Consider the following 24,454-nt stretch of genomic DNA (forward strand, 5'->3'; position numbering starts at 1 on the left):
CGTCGGAGGGCTGGCCTAGGATGTTGCGCATGAGTGGTCTGGAGTTCACCCGTGTCACGCATCCGGCGCCCGTCACCGATGAGGCGCGCGCGCAGATTCTGGCGGCTCCCGGTTTCGGTGTGCACTTCACCGACCACATGGTGTCCATCGACTACGACACTGCCGTCGGCTGGCACGACGCCGTCGTGACGCCGTACGCGCCGTTCCTGTTGGACCCGGCCGCGATGGTGCTGCACTACGGGCAGGCAATCTTCGAGGGACTCAAGGTCTACCGTCAGCCCGACGGCAGCCTCGCATCGTTCCGCCCCGGTGCGAACGCCGAGCGTCTGCAGTCGTCCGCCGCCCGGATCGCGATGCCCGAGTTGCCGGTCGAGGTCTTCCGCGAGTCGATCGAGCAGCTTCTCGAGGTCGACCACGAGTGGGTGCCCGTCGCGGGCGGCGAGGACGCGCTGTACCTGCGGCCCTTCATGTTCGCGACCGAGGCCGGGCTGGGCGTGCGTCCCGCGTCGTCGTACCGCTACCTGCTCATCGCCTCACCGGCCGGCGCGTACTTCCCGCGCGGGGTCAAGCCGGTCAGCGTGTGGCTGTCCACCGAGTACGTCCGCGCGGCGCCGGGTGGAACGGGTGCCGCGAAGTTCGCCGGCAACTACGCGGCTTCCCTTCTGGCGCAGGCTCAAGCGGCGGATCAAGGCTGCGACCAGGTGGTGTGGCTCGACGCCCTGGAGCGTCGCTACGTCGAGGAGATGGGCGGGATGAACCTGTTCTTCGTCTTCGGCTCCGGCGCGGACGCACGTCTGGTGACACCGTCGCTGTCCGGGTCGCTGCTGCCCGGCATCACGCGGGACTCGTTGTTGGCGTTGGCGACCGACGCCGGTTTCCCCGTCGAGGAACGCAAGATCTCCACCGACGAGTGGCAGAAGAAGGCCGAGTCGGGAGAGATCACCGAGGTGTTCGCGTGCGGCACTGCCGCCGTCATCACCCCGGTGGGCAGCGTGAAGTCCGCGGACGGCGTGTTCACCATCGGCACCGGGGAGCCGGGCGAGGTCACGATGGCGTTGCGCGACACCCTGACCGGCATCCAGCGTGGCACCTTCGCCGATACGCACGGGTGGATGAGCACGCTGCGCCCCGCGACCGCCTGAGTCGGTCAGATCTCGATAAGACACAGGACGAGCACCAGCGTCGTCGTCAGTTCGATGACAGCGCCCAGGACGTCGCCGACCATGCCGCCGAAGCGTCGGACGCAGTGCCGGACCAGCACGGCGCCGACCGCGAGGGCCACGGCCACCGCGGCCACACCCTGGAACCACGTCGGTCCCGCCAGCGCGCCGACGACGAGTGCGACGGCGGACCACGACACCGTCGTCACGGTCGTCTGAGTCCCGGCGACCAGCGACCCGAAGCCGGTGGTGCCGGCCGCTGTGACGGAGCGTCGGCACGCGAGAACGACAGCGCATCGTGCGGCGACGGCTGCCGCGATCACGGCGAACCCAAGGCCTCGATCCACCAGTGTCCCCATCGCCACGCCCTGCAGGCCGAGACACAGCGCGACTGTCGCCACCCCGAACGGACCCGTGGATCCCGACTTCATCACCTCACGAGCGCGGTCCGGTGGTCCGTAGCACCCCAGGCCGTCCGCGGTGTCGGCGAGACCGTCCAGGTGCATTCCGCGGGTCAGCAGAGCGTGCGCCGTGACACCGATCAGACCGGCCGCTGCCGGGGGGAGTCCGCCCGTCACGGCGAGCCACACCAGCGCCGCGACGAGTGCGCCGAGCACCGCCCCGACGACCGGGACCACCGCGATGGCGCGGCGCGCGTCGTCACGATCGACGGTGTCCGGTCCCCGCACCGGGAAGACGGTGAGCCAGGAGAACGCGAGCCGCAACGACCTCATCGGCCGTTGTCGGTGACACCGGCATCGGTGAAGGTCGCCATGTCGGCGAGAGTGGCGACGGCCCCCGACAGGATGGGCAGAGCGACCATCGCTCCCGAACCCTCCCCGAGACGCATGGAGAGGTCCAGCAGTGGATCCATGCGGAGGTGCGCGAGCGCGAGGGCGTGCGCCGGCTCCGTCGACCGGTGACCGGCCAGCCACCAAGCGGAAGCACCGACCGACAGATCGTTCGCCACCAACGCTGCCGCCGTGACGACGACGCCGTCGAGGACGACAGGGGTCCGGCGCACCGCGGCCTGGATCAGGAATCCCGTCATGGCCGCCAGATCAGCGCCGCCGACGGTGCGCAGCAACGCGATCGGATCCTTGACGACGGGGCGGGCGCGTCTCAACGAGTCACGGATGGCCGCCGTCTTGCGGATCCATCCCGCGTCGTCCACTCCGGTGCCCCGCCCCACGGCGGCGACAGGCTCGGTGTTGGTCACTGCAGCGATGAGAACCGTTGCCGGAGTGGTGTTCCCGATGCCCATGTCGCCCGCGATCAGGAGGTCGGCGCCTCCGTCGACCTCCTCGTCGGCGATGTCGCGACCCGCGGCGAGGGCGGCGCGCACCTCGTCGTCCGAGAGCGCGTCCTCACGGTCGATCGACCCGCTCGACCGGCGCACCTTGTACGTCGACACGGACTCGTCGGTCTCGGCGTCCACGGCCATGTCGACCACACGGACGCTCGCGCCGGACACCGTCGCCAAGGCGTTGATGGCGGCGCCGCCGGCGGCGATGTTGGCGACCATCTGAGCCGTCACCTCGGATGGGTAGGCGGACACTCCGTGCTGGGCGATGCCGTGATCTCCGGCGAAGACCACGGCCCGAGCGCGCGCGAAACGATGGGGTGGGCACACCCCCTGACACGACGCGATCCACACGGCCAGATCCTCGAGACGTCCGAGCGACTCGGCAGGCTTGGTCAGAACGGCTTGCCGTGCGCGAGCCTGCCGCGCGATCTCCGCGTCGGGTGGGTCCACCGGGCTGAACAGTGCGGGGCTGTCGGTCACGACGTGCCTCTCGGTCGATCGGTCGACGGTGTGTGCGTCGGGTGTGTGAGGGGTAGCGGAAGTCCGGCGACCAGGAGTGTGACGGCGTCGCACGTCTGTGCCAGTCGTGCGTTCACCGACCCGATCTCGTCGCGGAAGAGTCTGCCCGCCCGCGTCTCGGGGATCACGCCGAGACCGACTTCGGGGGAGACCATCACCAGCGGTCCGGGATGACGGTCGACCGCGTCGACGAGGGCGTCGACGGCCGGCTGGACGGTGCCGCGCGGCGCATCCCACGCCTCGAGGTCGTCCAGCGCGCCGGTGAGCCACGTGCCGAGGTCGTCGACGAGCGTCGGCATGCCATGGTCGGTCAGAGCTGCAGCGAGGTCGCCGTGCGCAGAGACCTCCAGCGTCGACCAGTGGCTCGGTCTGGTGCGGCGATGCCGATCGATGCGGTCGTCCCAGTCCGTGTCGCCGGGGTTGCGTCGTCCCGTCGCGATATAGCGCACGGCGGAACGGCCGGCGAGCAGTGCTTCCGCGTGGCCGGATTTGCCGGAGCGTGCACCACCGAGAACGAGTGTCCGGTGTGTCACCGCGATGTGCGGATCAGACCGCGTCGCCGGGGCCGACGCGCGGCTTGGGTGCGCGCATCTTGCGGACCTGCGACGCGCGGACGAACGTGTACCACCCGAGCTTGAAGCCACCGTCGGGCGTCTCCGGGAAACGATCGCGCACCCGGTTGTTGACCCGTCGGCCGAGGAAGTACCCGTCGATGGCCATGAAGATCATCATGATGAACAGCGCCAGGGTGACGATCGACTGGACCGCGGGGCTCAGGAACAGGGCCACGAGCAGGATCAACGCCATCGGCATGAACAGTCCGACGAAGTTGCGCCGCGAGTCGACGAGGTCGCGGGCGTACGCACGGACGGGTCCCTTGTCGCGAGGCAGAAGGAACTTGTCCTCACCGGCCATCATGCGGGCGCGCTGATCGGCCGACTTGGCACGACGCTCCGCGGAGGCGATCTTGCGCTCTTCCTTCGACCCCCGCGTGGCCTTGCGCCGGGCACGCGCTTCCTTGGCCGTCAGCGGAGCCGGCGCGACAGGACCGCGTCGGCGACCTTCCGCCTCGCGGCGGGACGGTGTCGGACGGCCCTTGCTCACGCTGACCTTGCCGGTAGCAGGCGACGCGGTGGTGGGCTCGGTCCGATCCGCGGCGGTCGACTCGTGGTCGACGGACTTGTCACCGGACTTACCGAAGGGCAGCTTCACATGCACAGGCTATTCGACGGAGACGACAGGGTGAACACCGCAGTCCGTCGATAGAGTGACCCGATGCGCGTTCTCATCGCCCCCGATTCCTTCGGAGACACCCTGACCGCGGCCGACGCCGCCGCCGCCATCGCGGCCGGATGGTCGAGCGAACGCGACGACGACCTGATCCTCGCTCCGCAGTCCGACGGCGGGCCGGGCTTCGTCGACGCTCTCGCCGTGGACGGTGGGCAGGTGATCGACACCGTCGTGGCGGGTCCTCTGGAACACGACGTGACGGCGCGATGGCTTCTCGACGGCACCACCGCCTACATCGAGGTCGCGCAGACCGTCGGGCTGCACCTCCTGGGGCGCGCGCCCGACGTCGAGACGGCAGTCGAGGCGCACAGCAGGGGAGTGGGACAGCTGATCGCCGAGGCGATCGGCCGCGGTGCGCGCACCGTCGTCGTCGGGCTCGGCGGCAGCAGCTCCACGGACGGTGGCTACGGCATGATCCACGCGCTCTGCGGACCCGATGCTGCGTCGGCCGCACTGCGCGACATCGAGCTGGTCGCGGCCAGTGACGTCGACAACCCGCTGCTGGGACCGGCCGGCGCGGCCGCGGTCTTCGGACCGCAGAAGGGTGCCGACGCGACGACCGTCGAGCTGCTCGAGGCGCGCAACGCCGAGTGGTGCAGCGAACTCGACCGTATTGCCGGGCGGAACGTCGCGGATCTCGAGGGCGCCGGCGCCGCGGGCGGACTCGGAGCGGCCCTGCTGGCGTTGGGGGCCACCAGGACGTCGGGCGCGGACGTCGTCGCCCGGCGCACTCGTCGCCACGAGGTGATGCCCACCGTGGACCTCGTTCTGACCGGTGAGGGCAAGTTCGATTCGCAGTCGCTGCGCGGCAAGGTGGTCACGGCGCTGGCGGCGGCCGCATCCGAGCACCGCATCCGCACCATCGTCCTCGCAGGTCAGGTGCACCTCGACGAGGCCGAGATGCGTGGTGCGGGAATCGAGGCTGCACATTCGGTGACCGACTTCGCCGGATCGGTCGAGCTCGCGATGTCGGACGCCCGAGCGCAGCTGACGGCGCTGTCGGCAGAGGTCGCACGTCACCGATTCTCGGTGTGACGCACCCCGGCGATCGTGTGGAATACCGGGGTCGGGAGTACCGTTGATCATGTTCGCTGGCGTTATGCCGAGAGGGCACGAACGATAGGGAGAACCCATGACTGTGCAGAACGACGTCGTTACCAGCGACGTGACCACCACCGGTGCCGACACCGAGACGCATGCCGTCCTGATGACCGAGGCCGCTTCGTCCAAGGCGAAGGCACTCCTCGACCAGGAAGGTCGCGACGATCTGGCTCTGCGCATCGCAGTGCAGCCCGGCGGATGCGCAGGACTGCGCTACCAGCTGTTCTTCGACGACCGCTCGCTCGACGGCGACCTGGTCAAGGACTTCAATGGCGTCACGCTGGCCGTCGACCGGATGAGCGCGCCGTACGTCGAGGGCGCCTCGATCGACTTCGTCGACACCATCGAGAAGCAGGGCTTCACCATCGACAACCCGAACGCCACGGGTTCGTGCGCCTGCGGTGACTCGTTCAACTGAGTCACATGCTCTGACCTGCTCCACCGTCGTCCCCGGCTCCGAACCTGGAGCCGGGGACGACGTGCATGTGGGGTTCACCGCATGCTCACCCGGGTAAGGTTCACAGCAGTTCAGTTCACAAGCACCTGCTGCGAAAGGCCCTCGGACGTGACCATTGCGGTGTCCGGCTCCATAGCTACCGACCATCTGATGCGATTCCCCGGTCGCTTCGCCGACCAGTTCCTCGCCGATCAGCTCGCCCACGTCTCGTTGAGCTTCCTCGTCGACGACCTCGTCATTCGCAAGGGTGGTGTCGGTGGCAACATCGCATACGCCATGGGTGTGCTGGGTGCGGCACCTCTGCTGATCGGTGCTGTCGGTCCCGACTTCGCCGAATACCAGTCCTGGCTGGAGGACAACGGAGTCGACTGCTCCGCGGTCACCCTGTCCGAGACGGCTCACACGGCCCGTTTCGTCTGCACCACGGACGAGGACATGGCACAGATCGCATCGTTCTACCCCGGAGCCATGACCGAGGCCGGGGACATCTCCGTCACGGACATCTCCGAAGGGCGTGACCTCGACCTGGTCCTCGTCGGGGCCAATGATCCGGCCGCGATGATGCGCCACACCGCGGAGTGCCGCGAACTGGGCCTCCCCTTCGCCGCCGATCCGTCCCAGCAGCTCGCCCGGCTCGACGGTGCGCAGGCGACCGAGCTCATCGAAGGCGCCGAGTACTTGTTCACCAACGAGTACGAGTGGGGCCTGCTGCGTCAGAAGACCGGTCTCACCGAGTCTCAGATCCGCGACAAGGTTGGTCTGCGCGTGACGACGCTGGGCAAGAACGGCGTCGAGATCGTCGGCAAGGACGGCACCGACCTCCGTGTCGGCGTGGTCCCGGAGACCAGCAAGGTCGATCCCACCGGAGTCGGCGACGCATTCCGTGCCGGCTTCCTCGTCGGTCGCGCCAAGGGCCTCGGTCTCGAGCGGGCCGCACAGCTCGGATCGTTCATCGCCGTTCTGGTCCTCGAGACCACCGGCACCCAGGAATGGACACTGGTACGTGACGACGCGATCAAGCGTCTGACCGAGGCGTACGGCGACGACGCCGCGAACGAGATCGCCGCCGTACTTCCTCGCTAGATCCTCGCGGCCGACCTACCTGCTAGAGCCGGACGGGGTAGGTCGGTTCCGCGATTGCGGGCACGATGCGCTTCTCGACGAAGATGCCGTGCCACACCATGAAGATCAGCACCGTCCACAGTCGACGGCTGTGGTCGCTGCGACCCTCGCGATGGTCGTTCAGCATCCGAGTGATCGCCGCCTTGTCCAGCAGGTGGTCGGTCTGCGAGTCGGCGATCTGCTGGTGAGCCCAGTCGAACAACTCGGTGCCGCGCAACCAATGCCGCAGCGGCACAGGGAAACCCAGCTTCGCGCGGTTCAGCACATGGTCGGGCACGATGCCGTCGAGCGCCTTGCGCAGCGCGTACTTGGTGGTCGACTTCGTGATCTTCTGTTCGAGCGGCAATTGCTCCGCCACCCGGAACACCTCGTTGTCGAGGAACGGCACACGAAGCTCCAGCGAATTGGCCATCGTGATCTTGTCGGCCTTGACCAGAATGTCGCCGCGCAGCCACGTGAACAGGTCGAGGTGCTGCATGCGCGCCACCGGATCCCACCCGACGGACTGCGCGTAGATCGGCGCCGTCACGTCCTGGTGGGTCCACTCGGGCCGGAACTCCCGAAGCACCGAGCGAAGCTGGGCGTCGTTGAAACTGCGGGCGTTGCCGTAGTACCGCTCTTCGAGAGTCATCGATCCGCGGTTCAGCAGGCTCTTGCCGCGGGTGCCTTCCGGGATGCGCTCGCTGAGCCGACCTGCAGCACGGCGCAGGGAGGAGGGGAGCTTGTCGAACGGTGCGAGCGACAGCGGCTCGCGATAGATGGTGTAGCCACCGAACAACTCGTCCGCGCCCTCACCGGACAGCACGACCTTGACGTGCTTGCGAGCTTCCTTGGCGACGAAGTAGAGCGGCACCAGCGCTGGATCCGCCACCGGGTCGTCGAGGTACCAGACGATCTCGGGTATCGCCGCGGCGAACTCCTCCGGTCCGACGACCTTGATGACGTGCTTGGCACCGATGGCTGCAGCCGACTCGGCGGCGACGTCGACCTCCGAGTACCCCTCGCGTTCGAAGCCCGTCGTGAACGTGACCAGGTCGGGGTTGTGGCGCATCGCCAACGCGGCGATCGCCGTCGAGTCGATACCGCCCGACAGGAACGAGCCCACCGTGACGTCGGCACGCATGTGCTTGGCGACGGAGTCCTCGAGCGCCTGAGCGATCTCCCGGTAGCGGGCAGCCTCGGTACCGGACGCGACCGGGCGTACCGGGAACGTCGGCCGGAAATACCGCGTGACGACGGGAGCGGAACCCGGCGTCAGCCGTGCGAAGCAGCCGGACTCCAGGCGGACGATGCCGGCGTGCAACGTCTCCGGTTCGGGCACGTACTGCAGCACTGTGTAGTGCTCCAACGCGCGGGGGTCGAGCTCGTCCGACACACCCAATTTCTCCAGCAGCTCGAGAATGCTCTTCTTCTCGCTCGCGAACGCCGTGCCGCCGGTGCCCGTGGAGTAGAAGAGCGGCTTGATGCCGAACGGATCACGTGCGAGGAACAGTTCACGCTTCTCGGTGTCCCACAGTGCGATGGCGAACATGCCCCGCAGCTTGCGGACGGCGTCGTCACCCCAGAAGTGGAATGCGGCGACGATCGCCTCGCCGTCACCCTCCGTCGCGAAGACGGCGCCGTACTCGGCGGTCAGCGTCGCGCGCAGCTCGAGGTAGTTGTAGATCTCTCCGTTGAAGACGAGCGCGTAGCGGTCCGGGTTGTCCTCGGGGCCCCACCGCAACGGCTGGTGGGAGTGCTCGATGTCGATGATCGAGAGCCGGTTGAAGCCCAGCGCCAGATCGGCGTCGTGCCACGTACCCGGCTCGTCCGGGCCGCGATGCCGCATGCACTGCGACGCGGAGCCGACGGCATCGACGACATCTTCCGCGGATGCGTTCGGTGTCAGCAGTCCCAGCAGTCCACACACGGTCGGCAAGCCTCGTTTCGATCGATGTGACAGCCGATCGCGCAGGCTCGGCCGTCGGGGAACGCCGGACCACGGGCCCGGCGAGTGTCGGTCCGAGTATGCCGCAGTCGCCGCCGTGGCCACAGTTGCGGCGCCGACCAACACGTGGCCCACCCGACACGAGAACCGAGGCCGCTTTGGTCTACGCTGCGTAGTACACGGACACATCGTGCACGCAGGCCGCTCGGCCTGCAGCGCGAGGCGTGTTCGTACTCTCCATCTTGGCAATCAGGAAGGCGTGATCGTGGCGCAGCGTGGTGGTGGATCCGGCCGTCGGATGACACGGCGAGTCGGATTGGTGGCTTCTCTTGCAGTGGCCGCCGTAGTGCTGTCGGGCTGCGGCATCGACAACTCGGTTCTTCGGTTCGGGTGGCCTTCGGGCATCACCCCGCAGGCCGAGCGCATGCGAGAGCTGTGGACCTGGTCGGTCATCGCGGCTCTCATCATGGGCGTCATCGTCTGGGGCCTCACGTTCTGGACCGTCGCGTTCCACCGTAAGAAGAAGGACTCCCCGGAGTTCCCTCGCCAGACGGCCTACAACGTGCCGCTGGAGCTCTTCTACACGGCCGTGCCGTTCGTCATCATCGCCGTGCTCTTCTACTTCACCGTCGTGGTGCAGAACTACGTGCAGGAGAAGCAGGACAACCCGGATGTCGTCGTCGACGTCACCGCGTTCCAGTGGAACTGGAAGTTCGGCTACCGCACCGTCGACCTCAAGGACGGCCGTGCGATCTACGACGGCACCGACGAGGAGCGCGAGCAGGCAGCCGAAGAAGCCGGCACCACCGAGGGTGAAGAGCCGGGCCCGCTGTTCGGTCGCGAGAAGTCCGATCAGTCTTACCTGAACTACAACGACATCGAGACCGTCGGCTCCAGCAACGAGGTGCCCATCCTCGTGCTCCCGACCGGTAAGCGCATCGAGTTCGAGATCGCGTCCTCGGACGTCATCCACTCCTTCTGGGTGCCCGAGTTCCTGTTCAAGCGCGACGTGCTCCCGAACCCGAAAGAGAACCACTCGGACAACGTCTTCCAGATCAGCGAGATCGAGCAGGAAGGCGCGTTCGTCGGGCGCTGCGCCGAGATGTGCGGCACCTACCACGCGATGATGAACTTCGAGGTCCGCGCCGTCAGCCCCGAGGCATTCGAGTCGTACATGGATGCCCGTCGTGACGGACAGACCAACGCTCAGGCACTCGAGTCCATCGGCCAGGAGCCCCTCGCGACCTCCACGTCGCCGTTCAACACAGATCGCACGCTCAAGAGTGCGACCGTGGCAGAAGGAAACTGACACCACATGAAGATCGAAGCGAAGCTCTTCGAGATCCTGACCGGGTTCTTCATCCTCGTCGGAATTCTCTACGGCGTGTTCACCGGCTTCTCACGTACCGGCATCGAATGGGCAGGCCTCACCGCCATCGCCCTCTCCGCCGGTCTGACGCTGATCGTCGGCACGTACTTCCGATTCGTCGCTCGTCGCCTGGACACCCGTCCCGAGGACTACGACGACGCTGAGGTTGCCGACGGTGCAGGCGACCTGGGCTTCTTCAGCCCCGGTAGCTTCTGGCCGATCATCCTCGCCGGATCCGGTGCCTTCATGGCCCTGGCCTTCGCCTTCTACGAGCCGTGGATGCTGGCTCTGGGCGCCCTCGCCATCATCGGTGCGGCTGCCGGCCTGGTCTTCGAGTACCACGTGGGACCCGAGAAGCACTGACACACTCTCCCCAGAACGCCCCCAGCTGATGCTGGGGGCGTTCTGCGTTGTCGGAGTGTGTGCTTGGGGTGTGCGGTCGCGGTTGAATGGCGCGGCGCGGCGGGGTGGTGTGAGCGGTGCGAACGCACACCCTTTCCATGCGTTCGCACCGGGACTCGCCGTGGTGACACGCCGGTGATCCGCTGGAGGGGGTGTGCGGTCGTGCTGAGAGGCGCTGCCTCCGTGGTGCCGCGCACGCCGGCCGGGTTCCCATGTGTCGCGCTGTAGGGGTGCCGAACGGTGCGAGCGCACACCCTTTCCATGTGTTCGCACCGGGACTCGCCGTGGTGACACGCGGGCGTTTCGCTGGAGGGGGTGTGCGGTTGCTCGGAGGCGCTACAGCGGCGCGCACTCTGCAACGTGTGCGGCATTTCTGTGAGCGGTGCGCGCATGTCGACGTAGTGGTGCTGAGCGGTGCGAGCGCACACCCTTTTCAGGTATTCGCACCGGGACTCGCCGTGGTGATACGCCGGCGTTTCGCTGGAGGGGGTGTGCGGTCATGCGGAGGCGCCGCTCGTCCAGATCCGCCGCGCGCACTCTGCAACTGCGTCCACTGCTGTGCGGTGCGAGCGCACACCCCTTCCTTGTACCCGCGCAGGGACTCGCCGTGGTGACACGCCGACGTTTCGCTGGTGGGGGTGTGCGGTCGCGCTGCGTAGCGCGGCTTTTCACGGTGCGGCGCATGGTGGCCCAGCTCAGTTGCCGCGCTCCAGCGGTGCTGAGTGACGAGAGCGCACACCCTTTCCGTGTACCTGCACCGGGACTCGCCGTGGTGGCACGCCGGTGTCCCGCTGGAGGGGGTGTGCGGTCGCGCTGCGTAGCGCGGCTTTTCACGGTGTGGCGCATGGTGGCCCATTCTCAGTTGCCGCGCACCAGCGGTGCTGAGTGACGAGAGCGCACACCATTTCCATGTACCCGCACCGGGACTCGCCGGGGTGACACGCCGACGTTTCGCTGGTGCGGGTGTGCGGTCGTGCTGAGTGGCGTGGCCTGCCCGGTGCTGCGCGTGACGGCCGATTCGCTTGTGTCGCGTCGTAGCGGTGCGAGCGCACACCCTTTCCATGCACCCGCATCGGGACTCGCCGTGGTGACACGCCGACGTTTCGGTGGTGGGGGTGTGCGGTCGTGCTGCGTGGCGCGGCTTTTCACGGTGCGGCGCATGCCGGGCCACTCTCGGTTGCTGCGCTCCAGCGGTGCTGAGTGACGCGAGCGCACACCCCTTGTATGTACCCGCACCGGGACTCGCCGTGGTGACACGCCGACGTTGCGCTGGAGGAGGTGTGCGCTCGCGCCGGAACGGACGTGTCCGCCCCGGCCCGTGGGTGGGGGAGGGGAGTGCTGGAACGAGAAGAGGCGCCACCCGAATCGGGTGGCGCCTCTCATCGATTACTTGGTGGGATCAGTGTCCGTTGGACTCCGGATCGTGACCGTTGCCGTTCGCATGACCGTTGCCGTTGGCGTGACCGTTGCCGTTCGCAAGGCCGTTGCCGTTCGAGCTTCCGTTGCCGTTCGAGTGGCCGTTGCCCTGCGCCAGGACCTTTGCCTGGTACGTGCGGAGCATCGTGAGCTGATCGTGCTCGCCCTCGTGCGACAGACGCTCGTGCAACCGGTGCTCTTCGTCCGAGTCCGGAGTGAAGATGCTGCCGGAGCCGGGCTTGCCGGCCGAGCCGAGCTTGTTCATCTTCTTGGGCAGTGCGGCGCCCTGGTACTCGAGGGGGAGCGGGTGTCCGTGCTCGTCCACCGGGCCCAGAGGCTGGTGGATCTCGACGTAGGCACCCTGCGGCAGGCGCTTGATGACGCCGGTCTCGATGCCGTGCTCGAGCACCTGGCGATCGCTGCGCTGCAGACCGATGCAGAAGCGGTAGGTCAGCAGGTAGGCGATCGGAGGCAGGACGACCAGGCCGATGCGGCCGATCCAGGTCATCGCGTTCAGGGAGATGGCGAACTTGTACGCGATGATGTCGTTCACGCAGGAGAGCGTGAGGACCACGTAGAAGGCGATCGCCATGGCGCCGACTGCAGTGCGCACCGGCACGTCGCGGGGACGCTGGAGCAGGTTGTGGTGTGCGTCGTCCTTGGTGAAGCGCTTCTCGATCCAGGGGTACGCGATCATGATCGCGAACACCGCACCCATGATGACGGCCACCCAGAACACGGCCGGGATCATGTAGTTGCCGAGGTAGAGCTCCCACGCGGGCCACAGTCGAGCGAGGCCGTCGGTCCACATCATGTAGAAGTCGGGCTGCGAGCCTGCGGACACCTGCGACGGGTTGTACGGGCCGAGGGCCCACACCGGGTTGATCTGCAGAACGCCGCCCATGACCGCGAGGACACCGAACGTCATTGCGAAGAACGCGCCCGACTTCACTGCGAAGACCGGGAGGATGCGAACGCCGACGACGTTGGTCTCGGTGCGGCCGGGGCCGGGGAACTGCGTGTGCTTCTGGTACCAGACCAACGCGAGGTGAGCCGCGATGAGCGCCAGGATGATGGCCGGCAACAGGAGGACGTGAGCGACGTAGAGGCGCGGGATGATGATCGTGCCCGGGAAGTCGCCGTTGAAGATCAACCAGTGCATCCACGTACCGACCACCGGGATGGAGATGGTGATGCCGGAGAACGCGGCGCGGAGGCCGGTGCCGGAGAGCAGGTCGTCGGGAAGCGAGTAACCGAAGAAGCCCTCGAACATGGCCAGGATGAGCAGCAGCGAGCCGATGACCCAGTTGGCCTCACGCGGGCGTCGGAACGCACCGGTGAAGAAGATGCGGGCCATGTGCACGATGATCGAGCACGCGAACAGCAGCGCTGCCCAGTGGTGGATCTGGCGGATGAACAGACCGCCGCGGACCTCGAAGGACAAGTCCAGCGTGGTCGCGTAGGCCCTGGTCATCTCGACGCCGCGGAGTGGTGCGTACGCGCCGTCGTAGATCGTCTCGGACATGGAGGGGTCGTAGAACAACGTGAGGTACGTGCCGGACAGCAGCAGGATGATGAAGCTGTACAGCGCGATCTCACCGAGCAGGAACGACCAGTGCGTCGGGAAAACCTTGTTGATCTGTCGACGCATGCCCGCAGAGAGGTGATAGCGGGAGTCGACGCCCTCGGCCTGCTTCGCAGCGAGAGTGGCGATGGTTGGACTCATCGTGAACCTTCCGATGACGACGCAGCAGAAGCGTTCTCCTGCTCGTGTACTCCGGCCGGACGTTCCCAGTAGGCGGGTCCGAGCGGCTCGATGAAATCGCCCGCGGCAACGAGGAAACCGTCTTCGTTCACCGTGATGGGCAGCTGCGGAAGAGCACGTGCGGCCGGTCCGAAGATCGGCTTGGCGTATTCCAACGCGTTGAATTGCGACTGGTGGCACGGGCAGAGGATCCGGTTGGTCTGCTGCTCGTACAACGATGTGGGGCAACCGAGGTGGGTGCAGATCTTCGAGTAGGCGAAGTAGTCGCCGTAGTTGAAGCTCTCCTGGCCCTTGCGCTTGACCGTGCGGTCGGCGTCCTCGGTGCGGAGACGGATGAGCATGACGGCGTTACGGATTCCCTTGAGAGCGTGTGACAGCTCTTCTTCGTTGCCGCGTTCGGACTCGCGGAACGGGAACACGGTTTCCATGGCGCCTGCATCGAGATCTTCGGGACGTACCAGCACCACGTCGTCGACGCGGCCGGTGTAACGCCGCAGGTAGATCGTCTCTCCAGGGTAGCTCGGGGTCCATCCCGAGACCCAGAGCGACGACTCGTCGCCCTCGGCCCACGGGTTCTTGATCAGGCCACCGAGCGGAAGGATCGACATGATGCCGAGTGCGCCGCCGCCGAAGACGAGGCTGCGCTTGATCATCTTGCGACGACCCAGCGTGGACGTGTCGAAGGAGTCGCTGAGTTCGGCGACGACCGTCCTCTTGTCCACCTCGCTCGAACCACCGTCGTGGCGATCCTGGATGGACACCTCTTCGGGGATGAACTTCTTGGTGAACTGCACGGCGCCCACGCCGACGCCGAGGATGGCCAGACCCATGGTCAGACCGATCAGCGGTGTGTAGAGGCTGTACAAGCCGTACTGGTCCTCGCCCATGCCGGCGTACTGCCACGGCCAGAAGAGGTAGATGGCGATGAAGGCGATCGCGGAGACACCGGCGAGGAAGAACCACAGGCTGACGCTGCGCTCGGCGCGCTTCTCGGCCTTGGTTCCGGGGACGGGCCAGCGTGCACGACGGAACGCCACATCGACGTGGTCGAGGTTGGTGCCGAGTGCGACGAGTTCGTCGCGGCTCATGGCGGACAGTTCCTCGTCCGTGTACTTACGGTCCGGATCGAATGCCCTGCGGTCGTCGGCAGTGCCGTCTTCCGGGAAGTTGTCGCCGCTCATGACCTCACTCCGATCCACAGTGCTGCTCCGACGATCAGACCGATGCCGACCACCCAGATGGCGATGGCTTCCGTGCCGGGGCCGAATCCGCCGAGTCCGTAACCACCGGGAGGCTGAGTCTCGGAGGACGACTTGACGTACGCGATGATGTCTTTCTTCTCTTCGGGCGAGAGCTGGCGGTCCGAGAACTTGGGCATGTTCTGCGGTCCGGTGACCATCGCCTGGTAGATCTGCTGCTCGTTGGCCGGGTCGAGCGTCGGGGCGTACTTGCCCGAGGACAGTGCGCCACCTCGCCCGGTGAAGTTGTGGCACGACGCGCAGTTGAGACGGAACAGCTCACTGCCGCGGGCGACATCGCCGCCGCGGAGCGATTCCTGCTCGATCTCGCCGCTGTCGCTGCGCACGACCGTGGGCCCGCCGCCGTTCGCCTGGATGTACGCACCCAGAGCGTCGACCTGTGCCTGGTTGTACTTGGGCTGCTTGCGCTCGGCTTGTGCCTCGTTACGTGCCATCGGCATACGTCCGGAGGAGACCTGGAAGTAGACAGCAGCTTCGCCGACGCCGATCAACGACGGTCCGCGATCCTTGACGCCCTGGAGGTTGGCGCCGTGGCACGTCACGCAGGACGTGTCGTAGATCTGCTGGCCTTCGCGCACCATGGCTGCGCTGTCTTCCTGGGCGGTGGCGACCTGCGCATCGGGCGTGAGAGCCGCCGCGAGGAAACCCGCGCCGACGAGGCCCATGAACAGCACCATCGCGCCACTGACCCGGCGACGTGTGCGACGACGGCGGTTGGCCTTCTTCGCGGAGGCAGTCGGGGTGCCGCTCTGGACGACGACTCCGTCGTCGTCGGGTGTGCCGGGGGGTGAAGAACTCATCTGTATCCCTTGTCGTGTCGGGACGGCTTGTCGGATGTCACCGATGAGGCTGTCATCGGGTATTCGACGCCTGCTCGGTCAGCGGATGAAGTAGATCGTCGCGAACAGCGCGATCCAGACGATGTCGACGAAGTGCCAGTAGTAGGACACGACGATGGCGGCGGTTGCCTGGGCCGGCGTGAACTTGCTGACCAGGGTCCTGGTAATCAGGAAGACGAACGCGATCAGTCCGCCGATGACGTGCAGGCCGTGGAAGCCGGTGGTGATGTAGAAGACCGAGCCGTAGACGCTGCTCGAGATCGACGTTCCCTCGTGCACCAGGTGGTAGTACTCGTAGCCCTGGCCGGCGACGAAGAACGCGCCCATGACCAGCGTGAGGGTGTACCAGCGGCGGAGGCCGAAGACGTCACCGCGCTCGGCGGCGAACACACCGAGCTGGCAGGTGAAGGACGATGCGATGAGCACCGCCGTCACGGGTACGGCGAGCGTCAGGTTCAGCTCGGTGGGCTCCGGGGGCCACTGACCCGGCTCGGCCTGGGCCCGCGCGACGAAATACATCGCGAAGAGGCCGGCAAAGAACATCAATTCGCTGGACAGCCACACGATCGTGCCCACGCTGACCATGTTCGGCCGGTTCAGCGAATGGACACGCTGGGTGATGGCGGATCCCGAAGTACCTACTGCGCTCGTCACATCCGCAAGTATGACCCGTCGTAGTACGAAAGGCATAGCCGGGTATCGGTTGGCGCGTCGAGCGTCGTTCGCGCGCGCGTAGCAAGAAGGCGCAATCTCGGACGGTACGGCCCCTCTTCCTGGACTTTTAGTTCAATAGGGCCGGTCTGCCCACGTCGGAGCGGGTCGGAGTCGACGGACAGTGGTGTTCGCGACACCACCGGTGGAGTCTCGACTCGAACTCTAGAGTCGGTGGCGCGAAGGTCTCCTCCACCGCCGTCTGGCACTGTCGAGGTATGACTTCGGGCACCGGTCGTGGGCGGACTCCATGGTGGCGGCGGCTGTTCGGCAAGACGCCTCCGCCGCCGCTCGACGCCACGCGGGAGGATCTCGTCGTGGTCGCGTCGTGCTTCGACGACGTGGAGGCGTGCTCGGCAACGTTGGAGCGTGCAGCGAGCGAGGAGCCGGCCTGGTCCGCGGACGACGACTGCGTCCTGCGTCACCATCTGTTGCTTCCTGCCGACCAGGTGGCCGACGCGGTATCGGTCGCCGCCCAGGACGGCTACGCCGAGGCGACGACGGGCCCGATGGCGCAGACGCCGGGACACCTGCCCGCCGACGTGCCGACGGGAACACTCCTGGTTCTGCAGCGAGTGCAGATGCTCGACGCTCTGCACTGTTCGCAGGAACGGTCGAGGATGGCGGGCCTCGCTCAGCGACGCGACGGTGTGGTGCTGGGCTGGGATGCGCTTCAACCGGCTGCGGAACCGCCGTCCGGCGAGCACTAAGCTTCCCGCTCATGAGCGCAGGGGACAGTACGCGGACATGGGCGAAGGTCCTCGGGACCTTGACGTCGCGCCACGACCTGACGGGCGCGGACACGGCGTGGGTGATGGACGAGATCATGTCCGACAACGCCACGTCCGCCCAGATCGCGGCGTTCGGTGTCGCTCTCAAGATGAAGGGTCCCACCTCCGACGAGTTGCGCGGACTGGCCGACTCGATGCTCGGCCATGCCAAGCGCGTGCCCGTGGACGACGACGTGGTCGACATCGTCGGTACGGGCGGCGATCGCTCGAACACCGTCAACATCTCCACCATGGCCTCGGTCGTCGTGGCCGCTGCGGGTATCCGCGTGGTCAAGCACGGTAACCGCGCCGCGTCGTCGAAGAGCGGCGGTGCCGACGTGCTGCAGGCGCTCGGGGTCCGCATCGACCAGGGCCCGGACCAGGTGGCGGCGAGCGTCGCCGAGCTGGGCATCGGATTCTGCTTCGCGCCCGTGTTCCACCCTGCGTTGCGCTTCGCCATCGCCCCTCGCAAGGAGATCGGTATCCCCACGGCGTTCAACGTCCTGGGCCCGTTGACCAACCCTGCGAGTCCGCGTGCCGGGCTGGTGGGATGCGCGTTCGACGACTTGATAGACGTCGTGGCCAGCGTCTTCGCGGCCCGCGGGAACTCGGTGCTGGTGGTGCGGGGAGACGACGGGCTCGACGAGATCACGACGTCGACGACCACGTCGGTACGGATCGTCCGGGACGGGAGCATCGTGCACACCGTGCTCGATCCGCGCGATCTCGGCATCGAACGAGTGCCGCTCGACGCTCTTCGCGGCGGAGACGCCGAGGACAACGCGGCAGCGGCGCGGCGCGTGTTCGCCGGTGAGACGGGTCCGGTGCGGGACGCGGTGCTGCTGAACGCGGCCGGCGCGATCGCCGCGTTCCGGGGTATCGGCGACTCCCTGGAGGACGCGCTGGCCGACGGGCTTACCGCGGCTGCGACAGCGATCGACACCGGAGCAGCGCAGACGTTGCTCGGCCGGTGGGCCGAGTTCACCTCGGCCTGACGGCCTTACTCGCCGATGGAGAAGCCCGCGTCGATGTCCGCGCTCGAGTAGGACTTGAACGCGATGTGGGTGTCTGTGCGTACGACGCCGTCGATGCGGTTGACGCGCTCGGTGATGACCTCGGCGATCTCCTCGTGGCTGCGGACCTTCACGACGGCGATCAGGTCGACGTCACCGGCACAGGAGAACACCTCGGACACACCGGGGACGTCGGCGACGGCCCGAGCGGTCTCCGGGATCGTGTGCACCTCTGCGTGAATCATGACGATGGCGGTGATCATGGCAATACCTTCCGAGAGATGAACTGCGGCCGAGCCTAGTTCGGCGGACGCCCCCGCCGCGTCACCCCCACGCCATCGTTCTCTCCCGTTCGCGACGGCTCGCATCCCGTACGGCGGCGCACCACGGTGCCCATCGGCCGGCGCCGTGAGCGGGTTCGGACCAACCGTCCGTGGTGTCGACGATGCGGACTCCGCCCGAGTCGAGCCAGCGTGCCAGGAGCGCGACCTCCTCCGGCGTGGCTCCGCGCAGGGGAGTCTCGTCCGGGATGACGGTGTCCGCCGCGGAGATCAACGCGTCGACGACGGGCATCGGCGGGACTCCGCGGCGAGACACTCCGGCGCTGGCGAGTCGGCCGTACCGGATGACGACGAACTCCCAGCCGCCGTCGTCGGCGCGCCGGGCCGCGACCAGTTGCTCGATGCGTGCGAGGGCGTGCAGTCGCTGGACGGCGCGGAGCGCGGTCATCAGTGCCGCGGCGCGATCGCGCAGACGTGCCGCGGATTCGAAGAGGAGATCGGTGGACAACGCGTCGATCCGTGCGGCGACTGCCTCGAGCACGGACGGGTCGGCTCCCTCTCCGAGACGCCGGAACGCCTCCGGGGCATGGGCGTACGCCTCGGCGTCCATGGACCCGGAACCGGCCGCGGTGCACCCCCCGACCGCCTCGACGGCGCACTTCTCGTGTCGAGCGGAGGCGGGAATGCGGTGGGTGCACGAGCGGAGCCGGGTGTATTCGGCGATGACCGCGGCAGCGTCGGCGGCGGCGCTCCGTACCGCGAAGGGGCCCACCGCGCCGGGGGAGGGCGTGCGGACGATGGAGAGGCGCGGGAACGCCTCGGAGGTGAGCGTCAACCACCAGCCCTTGCGGGGGTACTTCGATCGACGGTTGTACGGCGGGGTGTGTGCGCTGATGAGTCGCAGCTCGTGGACACCCGCCTCGATGGCGTGAGCGCACTCGACATGGTCCACCCGCGTCGCGAGCGCCACCATCTCTCTCATGCGGCCGCGGGTTTCCGAGCCGGTGAAGTAGTTGCGCACGCGGCGATGGAGGTTCCTCGACGTACCGACGTAGAGCACCTCGTCCGAGGGGCCGCGGAAGAGATAGACACCGGGAGCGTGAGGGAGCCCGGCCGCCAGTGTCCGTTTGGCGCGATGGGCAGCGGTGACCGTCGGCAGATAGTCGACCAGCTCGGCGTAGCTGTGCACACCTTGATTGCCGACGCGTTCGATCAACGCGTGCAGGACGTCGACGGTCGCGCGCGCATCGTCGAGCGCTCGGTGGGTGGGCCTGGTGGAGACCTCGAAGAGCGTCGCGAGTGACGACAGCTTGACCGACGGTGCCTCGTCCCTGGAGAGGACACGTCGGGCCAGCTTCACGGTGCACAGGACCCGGAACGACGGCCATGCCAGATCCATACGGGTGGCGGCGGCACGAAGGAAGCCGGTGTCGAACCGGGCGTTGTGCGCCACCAGGACGCTTCCGCGAGCGAATTCGACGAAGGTGGGGAGCACTCGTTCGATACGGGGAGCGTCGATCAACATCGCGCTGCTGATGCCGGTGAGCTGGACGATGCCGGGCGGGATGGACCGACCGGGGTCGACGAGGGTGGCCATCTCTCCGATGACCCGCCCGCCACGGACCTTGACGGCCCCGATCTCGGTGATCGCGTCCTCGCCGGGACGCCCGCCCGTGGTCTCGAGGTCGACGACGACGAAGGTCGTCTCCCGCAGCGACATGTCCATCTCGTCGAAGGCGAGTTGCAGGCCCGTCGGCGCGGCGCCCGATGTCGCCGACGCAGCTGCCACGTACGCCCCGTCGGGACGCCGGGCCGGTCCGGTCTCGCTTCGCACATCCGGGACCGTAGGGGGTGCCACCGACAAGAACGACGGGGCGTTCTCGCCGGCCTGCCGTGTCGGTGGGCGCCGTTAGCGTCGGCGTCGATTCGCGTGATGATCGGCCCCGGCCTCCTTGTGATCCGGTACGAACATCACGGCCGACAGCACGAAACTTGAATGAGACGAGGATCACATGATTGTCGATTGTGGCGAGTGCGTGGTGCGGGGCGACGCGTGTTCGGACTGTGTCGTGTCGGTGCTGCTGGGCGTTCCGGGCATGCCGTCGGCACCCTCGGACGGCCCCTCCGATGCACCGTTCGCGGCACGCCGATTGAGGCTCGAGCAGGACGAACGTGCCGCCATGGACGTCCTCGCGGAGAGTGGGTTGGTACCCCGACTGCGTCTGGTCGGCAAGGTCGTCCCGTCCCCCGAGGAGTCGGCACGCGACCGGCGTGACTCGGGCCCGGAACACGTCGCGGGCTAGTGCTTCCCGTGATCGAACCGCGACACGGAGACGGTGGGCTCGACATCTTGGATGCCATTTCGTAATCTTTCCGAGACATTGCGGAGTCGTGCAGCGCCACCAGGGACTGCGTCGCAAGGTCACCGCCTAATCGGCCACCTCTTCCGGGTGGTCGTACCGGGAACCCACCGTTACACCGGGGTGAATCCCATCGAGTCGCCTGGCGGCTCGATGAGTAGGGCTGATCTTCCCAGCCCGAACCCGTCAGCTAACTCGGTCGGCGGATATCAGGAAGAAACGGAGCACCTCTTTCTCGTGGCGAAACACCGTAAGCCCAGCACCACCTCGCGGCCTGTCCGCAACGTTCTCGTCGCCGGAGCCATCACGGCCGGCGCAGTCGTCGTCCCGGCCGCGCCCGCCTTCGCGGCCCCCGTCGAGATCCCCGGTATCGGAACGTTCGAGGTTCCGGACCAGATCCTGAGCCAGCTCCCCCCGCTTCCGCAGGTCCCGGCACTTCCCGGTCCTGCCGCACCGACGTCGAGCGCAGCGCAGATCGCCGTCCAGGCTGCCGAGAGCAAGGTCGGCGCGCCGTACGTGTACGGAGCAGCCGGCCCCAACGCTTTCGATTGCTCGGGACTGATGAAGTGGGCGTACCAGCAGGCCGGCATCAACCTGCCGCGTACCAGCTACGACCAGGCTGCCGCCGGCGTCCCCGTCTCGCAGTCGGACCTGCAGCCCGGTGACATCGTGTCCTTCTACGGTGGATCGCACTCGGGTATGTACGTCGGCAACGGAAACGTCGTCCACGCATCCACCGAGAGCCAGCCCGTCAAGGTCGCTCCGCTGTCCTCCATGCCGTTCGACGGTGCGCGCCGCTACGCCTGATCGATCGCTGTAGCTCCGTCGCAGGAGTACTCGTCCGACACCGGCAGTAACTGATCACGCGGTCGGTTACTGCCGGTGTCGACGACTTTCGGGAATGTTTCGCGTCGAAAAGCGGGGTTCGTGGACAGAATCCACGGTGTCGTCGTAATCTTTCCGTGACGTCCCCGCGATTCGGCAACGGATCGCATCATGTTTCGGATCAGTTCCAGATCGGAGAACCACTCACGTGCCGTCTTCGGTATCCACGCGGTCGAGTGTGCGCGGGGCGATCCTCGCCGGCGTTCTGACCGCCGCTCTCGCGTTCGTCCCGGTCGGCGCAGCGTCGGCCGATCCTGTTCCCGGCGAATCCGCCTCGGATGCGGTCACGCGCCTGGCGGACCTGTCCCGCGAGTCGGAACAGACGACCGAGGCCATGCACAACGCCCAGATCGACCTCGATGCCAAGCTTGCAGCTCAGTCCGACGCGGACGGGCGCCTCGACGCCGATCGGCGTGCCCTCGCCGATGCCCGCGCGCAGATCGACTCGGTCCGCCCGGCAGTCGACAAGATCGCTCGGGCCAACTACCAGGGAGCGCGCACCAACCGCCTGTTCGCGGTGATGGTGAGCGACTCTCCGCAGCAGCTGCTCGACCAGATGTCCGCCCTCGACATCATCTCCACCGATGCCGCGGCAACCGTCGGCACGTTCAACGAGGCAACCGCTGCGGCGGCCGCGGCCGAGGCTGCATCGCAGCAGTCGGCGGACGCCGCTCGCACCGCGACGGAGCAGGCCAAGGCGGTCAGCGACGACCTCCAGGGCAAGCAGAGCCGACTCCAGAGCGAGATCGCCGATGTCATGGCCGCGTTCGGAGCGCTGTCCGAGCCGGAGAAGGCAGGCCTCGCGGGTGCGGCATTCCCCCCCGGATTCGATCCCGCCACCATTCTGGGAGCCCTGACACCGGGGTCGCAGACGGGAGCGCTCCAGGCTGCGTTCACGCAGATCGGAAAGCCGTACGTCTGGGGTGCGACCGGACCCGACGGGTACGACTGCTCCGGTCTGGTCGTGTGGGCGTACAAGCAGGTCGGCAAGACGCTGCCGCGGTCCAGCCAGGCGCAAGCCGCAGGTGGAACGCCGGTGGCCAAGGAAGACCTGCAGCCGGGTGACGTGGTCCTGTTCTACAACGACGCTTCCCACGTAGGCCTGTACGCAGGCAACGGGAACGTCGTCCACGCGTCGACGTTCGGGGTGCCGGTCCGAGTGGAGTCGATGGCGTCGTGGCCGTTCTACGGCGCTCGCCGATACTGATCCTTCGCGCCACGGCCGCACTGTTCGTCGTCGCGGCCGTACTCGCCGGATGCTCGTCCGGTGCTGTGGACGACAGAGGTGGCTCGGTTCCGGTCACCGCGGTCGCGGACGACGCTCGCACAGCAGGAGTGACCGCACTACTCGACAGATGGACGTCGGCGTTGCGCGACAACGACGACGCGGCCTTGCGTAGCTTGTTCGATCCGTCAGCCGACCCTGCCTTCGTCGATCGCGAAGTCGCGCGTGCAGCATCCCTGCAGGACGTTCCGCTGTCGGACTTCGGGTACGAGATCACGCCGGGGCCCGAGGTACCGGTGGAACCCACCCTGGCCGATTCGCTGGACGCCACCGAGGTGTGGGCTCCGAACGTGGTTCTGCGGTACGCCTACCAGGACTCCGACATCGGTCCCACCCGGCGCGATGTCGCTTTGGTCGTCGCGCGCCGCGGAGACACGTGGGCGCTGGTGTCCGACGCCGATGTGCCCCAGTACGCCCGCACGACGTGGCGCGGACCGTGGGACTTCGGCCCCGTCGTCGTACGCCGAGTTCCCACCGGCTCGACGACGTCGCTGGTGATCGGGCACGAGGGCCAGCGTGACTTCATCGACGCGCTGGCGGCCGATCTACCGGCCGCTGTCGACGCCGTGACCGGCTTCGTCGGCATCGGGTGGTCGCGGCGAGCTGTGCTTGTCGTGGCGGGATCCGACGCCGAATTCACCAGCAATGCCAACGGCTCGGTCCTCACCGACGTGGCCGCCTCCACCATTGCCGATCCCGTCGAGAACGGCCTGGTCACCGGACAGCGTGTCGTCTTCGGCCCGACCGCCTCGGACCGCCTGACGGACAGTACCCGGCGGACAGTGCTGCAGCACGAACTCACCCACGTGGCGACGCGGTCGATCACCGGGGAGGGCGCACCGCTGTGGATGCTCGAGGGCTACGCCGATTACTCGGGATACCGCGGGTCCGGTCTGACGTTCGAGCAGATCGCGCCGACTCTGGCTGCAGTGGTCCGGGCAGCGGGGCCGCCCAGGGTGCTGGCCGAGGACTCGGATTTCGCGGCGGGTGGGTCGCGGGGAGCGATCGCCTACGAGTCCGCCTGGTCGGCTTGTGCATTCGTCGCCGACCGTTACGGCGAACCCGTTCTGCAGAACCTCTATCGCCGGTTCGCGGCGGGTCCCGTCGATCCGACGGTGCGTGACCGCGCGTTCTCCGCGACCCTCGGCATCGGGACCGCGGAATTCCTCGAGCAGTGGGGCGCGTGGGTCGCCGAGCAGGCGGGCGCGCCGGCCTGA

Annotated in this window: 23 protein-coding genes and 1 riboswitch; of the genes, 12 read left to right on the plus strand and 11 right to left on the minus strand. The window is 67.4% G+C overall.

Annotated features, from left to right (window positions below):
• Positions 1–29 precede the first annotated feature (29 nt).
• Positions 30–1,142 carry a branched-chain amino acid aminotransferase gene (locus AC0IX4_RS09735; protein WP_056075755.1) on the plus strand — a complete coding sequence of 371 codons (1,113 nt, stop codon included), beginning with the start codon at positions 30–32 and terminating at the stop codon, positions 1,140–1,142.
• Positions 1,143–1,147: 5 nt separating this feature from the next.
• Here the strand turns inward: AC0IX4_RS09735 and AC0IX4_RS09740 are convergent, their stop codons facing one another.
• Genes AC0IX4_RS09740 through AC0IX4_RS09755 form a run of 4 tightly spaced genes read right to left on the minus strand, consistent with a single transcriptional unit; the run spans position 1,148 to position 4,191 of the window.
• Positions 1,148–1,894 carry an adenosylcobinamide-GDP ribazoletransferase gene (locus tag AC0IX4_RS09740; RefSeq protein WP_471828853.1) on the minus strand — a complete coding sequence of 249 codons (747 nt, stop codon included), beginning with the start codon at positions 1,892–1,894 and terminating at the stop codon, positions 1,148–1,150.
• Positions 1,891–2,946 (minus strand): nicotinate-nucleotide--dimethylbenzimidazole phosphoribosyltransferase, encoded by a 1,056-nt coding sequence (cobT, locus tag AC0IX4_RS09745; RefSeq protein WP_471828854.1) that lies wholly within the window; start codon positions 2,944–2,946, stop codon positions 1,891–1,893. The genes AC0IX4_RS09740 and cobT overlap by 4 nt, the downstream gene beginning before the upstream one ends.
• On the minus strand, positions 2,943–3,524 hold the full coding sequence (locus AC0IX4_RS09750; RefSeq protein ID WP_471829282.1) for a bifunctional adenosylcobinamide kinase/adenosylcobinamide-phosphate guanylyltransferase: 582 nt from the start codon (positions 3,522–3,524) through the stop codon (positions 2,943–2,945). Before AC0IX4_RS09750 ends, cobT begins: the two co-directional genes overlap by 4 nt.
• Before the next feature lie 7 nt (positions 3,525–3,531).
• Positions 3,532–4,191, minus strand: a complete 660-nt coding sequence (locus AC0IX4_RS09755; RefSeq protein ID WP_052493293.1) for a DUF3043 domain-containing protein — start codon at positions 4,189–4,191, stop codon at positions 3,532–3,534.
• A 69-nt stretch (positions 4,192–4,260) separates the two neighbouring features.
• On the opposite strand from AC0IX4_RS09755, the gene AC0IX4_RS09760 reads away from it, so the two are divergent.
• The 3 genes from AC0IX4_RS09760 to AC0IX4_RS09770 all read left to right on the plus strand — a co-directional run bounded on the left by AC0IX4_RS09760 (position 4,261) and on the right by AC0IX4_RS09770 (position 6,916).
• On the plus strand, positions 4,261–5,310 hold the full coding sequence (locus AC0IX4_RS09760; protein ID WP_471828855.1) for a glycerate kinase family protein: 1,050 nt from the start codon (positions 4,261–4,263) through the stop codon (positions 5,308–5,310).
• Positions 5,311–5,407: 97 nt separating this feature from the next.
• Positions 5,408–5,794: a HesB/IscA family protein gene (locus tag AC0IX4_RS09765; protein ID WP_042575208.1), complete on the plus strand. Its 387-nt coding sequence runs from the start codon at positions 5,408–5,410 to the stop codon at positions 5,792–5,794.
• Positions 5,795–5,941: 147 nt separating this feature from the next.
• Positions 5,942–6,916 carry a carbohydrate kinase family protein gene (locus tag AC0IX4_RS09770; RefSeq protein WP_042575207.1) on the plus strand — a complete coding sequence of 325 codons (975 nt, stop codon included), beginning with the start codon at positions 5,942–5,944 and terminating at the stop codon, positions 6,914–6,916.
• A gap of 22 nt (positions 6,917–6,938) precedes the next feature.
• On the opposite strand, the gene asnB is transcribed toward AC0IX4_RS09770, so the two are convergent.
• Positions 6,939–8,864, minus strand: coding sequence for an asparagine synthase (glutamine-hydrolyzing) (gene asnB, locus AC0IX4_RS09775; RefSeq protein WP_471829284.1), 1,926 nt, complete (start codon positions 8,862–8,864; stop codon positions 6,939–6,941).
• Positions 8,865–9,180: 316 nt separating this feature from the next.
• On the opposite strand from asnB, the gene ctaC reads away from it, so the two are divergent.
• Positions 9,181–10,191 carry an aa3-type cytochrome oxidase subunit II gene (gene ctaC, locus AC0IX4_RS09780; RefSeq protein ID WP_197074781.1) on the plus strand — a complete coding sequence of 337 codons (1,011 nt, stop codon included), beginning with the start codon at positions 9,181–9,183 and terminating at the stop codon, positions 10,189–10,191.
• 6 nt (positions 10,192–10,197) lie between these two features.
• Complete coding sequence (locus AC0IX4_RS09785; protein ID WP_042575204.1) at positions 10,198–10,614, plus strand: cytochrome c oxidase subunit 4; 417 nt, start codon at positions 10,198–10,200, stop codon at positions 10,612–10,614.
• 1,438 nt (positions 10,615–12,052) lie between these two features.
• Here the strand turns inward: AC0IX4_RS09785 and qcrB are convergent.
• The 4 genes from qcrB to ctaE all read right to left on the minus strand — a co-directional run bounded on the left by qcrB (position 12,053) and on the right by ctaE (position 16,586).
• Positions 12,053–13,795: a cytochrome bc1 complex cytochrome b subunit gene (qcrB, locus tag AC0IX4_RS09790; protein WP_471828856.1), complete on the minus strand. Its 1,743-nt coding sequence runs from the start codon at positions 13,793–13,795 to the stop codon at positions 12,053–12,055.
• Positions 13,792–15,015, minus strand: coding sequence for a cytochrome bc1 complex Rieske iron-sulfur subunit (gene qcrA, locus AC0IX4_RS09795; RefSeq protein WP_082518519.1), 1,224 nt, complete (start codon positions 15,013–15,015; stop codon positions 13,792–13,794). Before qcrA ends, qcrB begins: the two co-directional genes overlap by 4 nt.
• The gene (qcrC, locus tag AC0IX4_RS09800) at positions 15,012–15,893 is read right to left on the minus strand and encodes a cytochrome bc1 complex diheme cytochrome c subunit (protein WP_082043121.1); all 882 of its coding nucleotides are present in this window, start codon (positions 15,891–15,893) and stop codon (positions 15,012–15,014) included. Before qcrC ends, qcrA begins: the two co-directional genes overlap by 4 nt.
• 78 nt (positions 15,894–15,971) lie before the next feature.
• The gene (ctaE, locus tag AC0IX4_RS09805) at positions 15,972–16,586 is read right to left on the minus strand and encodes an aa3-type cytochrome oxidase subunit III (protein WP_042575201.1); all 615 of its coding nucleotides are present in this window, start codon (positions 16,584–16,586) and stop codon (positions 15,972–15,974) included.
• 275 nt (positions 16,587–16,861) lie between these two features.
• On the opposite strand from ctaE, the gene AC0IX4_RS09810 reads away from it, so the two are divergent.
• Entirely contained in the window at positions 16,862–17,353 is a 492-nt protein-coding gene (locus AC0IX4_RS09810) for a hypothetical protein (RefSeq protein WP_042575200.1), read from the plus strand.
• Between the two features lie 11 nt (positions 17,354–17,364).
• A complete protein-coding gene (gene trpD / locus AC0IX4_RS09815; RefSeq protein WP_042575199.1) occupies positions 17,365–18,408 on the plus strand; it encodes an anthranilate phosphoribosyltransferase in 1,044 nt (347 codons plus the stop codon).
• Positions 18,409–18,413: 5 nt separating this feature from the next.
• Here the strand turns inward: trpD and AC0IX4_RS09820 are convergent, their stop codons facing one another.
• Together AC0IX4_RS09820 and AC0IX4_RS09825 are read right to left on the minus strand one after the other, a co-directional pair.
• Positions 18,414–18,689, minus strand: a complete 276-nt coding sequence (locus AC0IX4_RS09820) for an Lrp/AsnC family transcriptional regulator (protein ID WP_042575198.1) — start codon at positions 18,687–18,689, stop codon at positions 18,414–18,416.
• 61 nt (positions 18,690–18,750) lie between these two features.
• Complete coding sequence (locus AC0IX4_RS09825) at positions 18,751–20,433, minus strand: DEDD exonuclease domain-containing protein (RefSeq protein WP_042575252.1); 1,683 nt, start codon at positions 20,431–20,433, stop codon at positions 18,751–18,753.
• A 286-nt stretch (positions 20,434–20,719) separates the two neighbouring features.
• Here AC0IX4_RS09825 and AC0IX4_RS09830 point away from each other — a divergent pair, with 286 nt between their 5' ends.
• From AC0IX4_RS09830 to AC0IX4_RS09845, 4 genes are all read left to right on the plus strand, one after another.
• Positions 20,720–21,010 (plus strand): hypothetical protein, encoded by a 291-nt coding sequence (locus AC0IX4_RS09830; RefSeq protein ID WP_042575197.1) that lies wholly within the window; start codon positions 20,720–20,722, stop codon positions 21,008–21,010.
• A gap of 113 nt (positions 21,011–21,123) precedes the next feature.
• Positions 21,124–21,287, plus strand: a riboswitch (cyclic di-AMP (ydaO/yuaA leader).
• A gap of 17 nt (positions 21,288–21,304) precedes the next feature.
• Positions 21,305–21,874, plus strand: coding sequence for a C40 family peptidase (locus AC0IX4_RS09835; RefSeq protein ID WP_042575196.1), 570 nt, complete (start codon positions 21,305–21,307; stop codon positions 21,872–21,874).
• 226 nt (positions 21,875–22,100) lie between these two features.
• Positions 22,101–23,159, plus strand: a complete 1,059-nt coding sequence (locus AC0IX4_RS09840) for a C40 family peptidase (RefSeq protein ID WP_042575195.1) — start codon at positions 22,101–22,103, stop codon at positions 23,157–23,159.
• Complete coding sequence (locus tag AC0IX4_RS09845; RefSeq protein WP_471828857.1) at positions 23,129–24,454, plus strand: hypothetical protein; 1,326 nt, start codon at positions 23,129–23,131, stop codon at positions 24,452–24,454. Before AC0IX4_RS09840 ends, AC0IX4_RS09845 begins: the two co-directional genes overlap by 31 nt.

Source organism: Rhodococcus sp. AC861 (assembly GCF_979256035.1).

Bases quoted from the DNA above. Each gene is read 5' to 3' on its own strand.
- AC0IX4_RS09735 (WP_056075755.1), top strand. From the start codon at position 30: ATGAGTGGTCTGGAGTTCACCCGTGTCACGCATCCGGCGCCCGTCACC.
- AC0IX4_RS09740 (WP_471828853.1), bottom strand. From the start codon at position 1,894: ATGAGGTCGTTGCGGCTCGCGTTCTCCTGGCTCACCGTCTTCCCGGTG.
- AC0IX4_RS09760 (WP_471828855.1), top strand. From the start codon at position 4,261: ATGCGCGTTCTCATCGCCCCCGATTCCTTCGGAGACACCCTGACCGCG.
- AC0IX4_RS09765 (WP_042575208.1), top strand. From the start codon at position 5,408: ATGACTGTGCAGAACGACGTCGTTACCAGCGACGTGACCACCACCGGT.
- ctaC (WP_197074781.1), top strand. From the start codon at position 9,181: ATGACACGGCGAGTCGGATTGGTGGCTTCTCTTGCAGTGGCCGCCGTA.
- AC0IX4_RS09785 (WP_042575204.1), top strand. From the start codon at position 10,198: ATGAAGATCGAAGCGAAGCTCTTCGAGATCCTGACCGGGTTCTTCATC.
- qcrB (WP_471828856.1), bottom strand. From the start codon at position 13,795: ATGAGTCCAACCATCGCCACTCTCGCTGCGAAGCAGGCCGAGGGCGTC.
- qcrA (WP_082518519.1), bottom strand. From the start codon at position 15,015: ATGAGCGGCGACAACTTCCCGGAAGACGGCACTGCCGACGACCGCAGG.
- qcrC (WP_082043121.1), bottom strand. From the start codon at position 15,893: ATGAGTTCTTCACCCCCCGGCACACCCGACGACGACGGAGTCGTCGTC.
- AC0IX4_RS09810 (WP_042575200.1), top strand. From the start codon at position 16,862: ATGACTTCGGGCACCGGTCGTGGGCGGACTCCATGGTGGCGGCGGCTG.
- trpD (WP_042575199.1), top strand. From the start codon at position 17,365: ATGAGCGCAGGGGACAGTACGCGGACATGGGCGAAGGTCCTCGGGACC.
- AC0IX4_RS09820 (WP_042575198.1), bottom strand. From the start codon at position 18,689: ATGATCACCGCCATCGTCATGATTCACGCAGAGGTGCACACGATCCCG.
- AC0IX4_RS09825 (WP_042575252.1), bottom strand. From the start codon at position 20,433: ATGGACATGTCGCTGCGGGAGACGACCTTCGTCGTCGTCGACCTCGAG.
- AC0IX4_RS09830 (WP_042575197.1), top strand. From the start codon at position 20,720: ATGATTGTCGATTGTGGCGAGTGCGTGGTGCGGGGCGACGCGTGTTCG.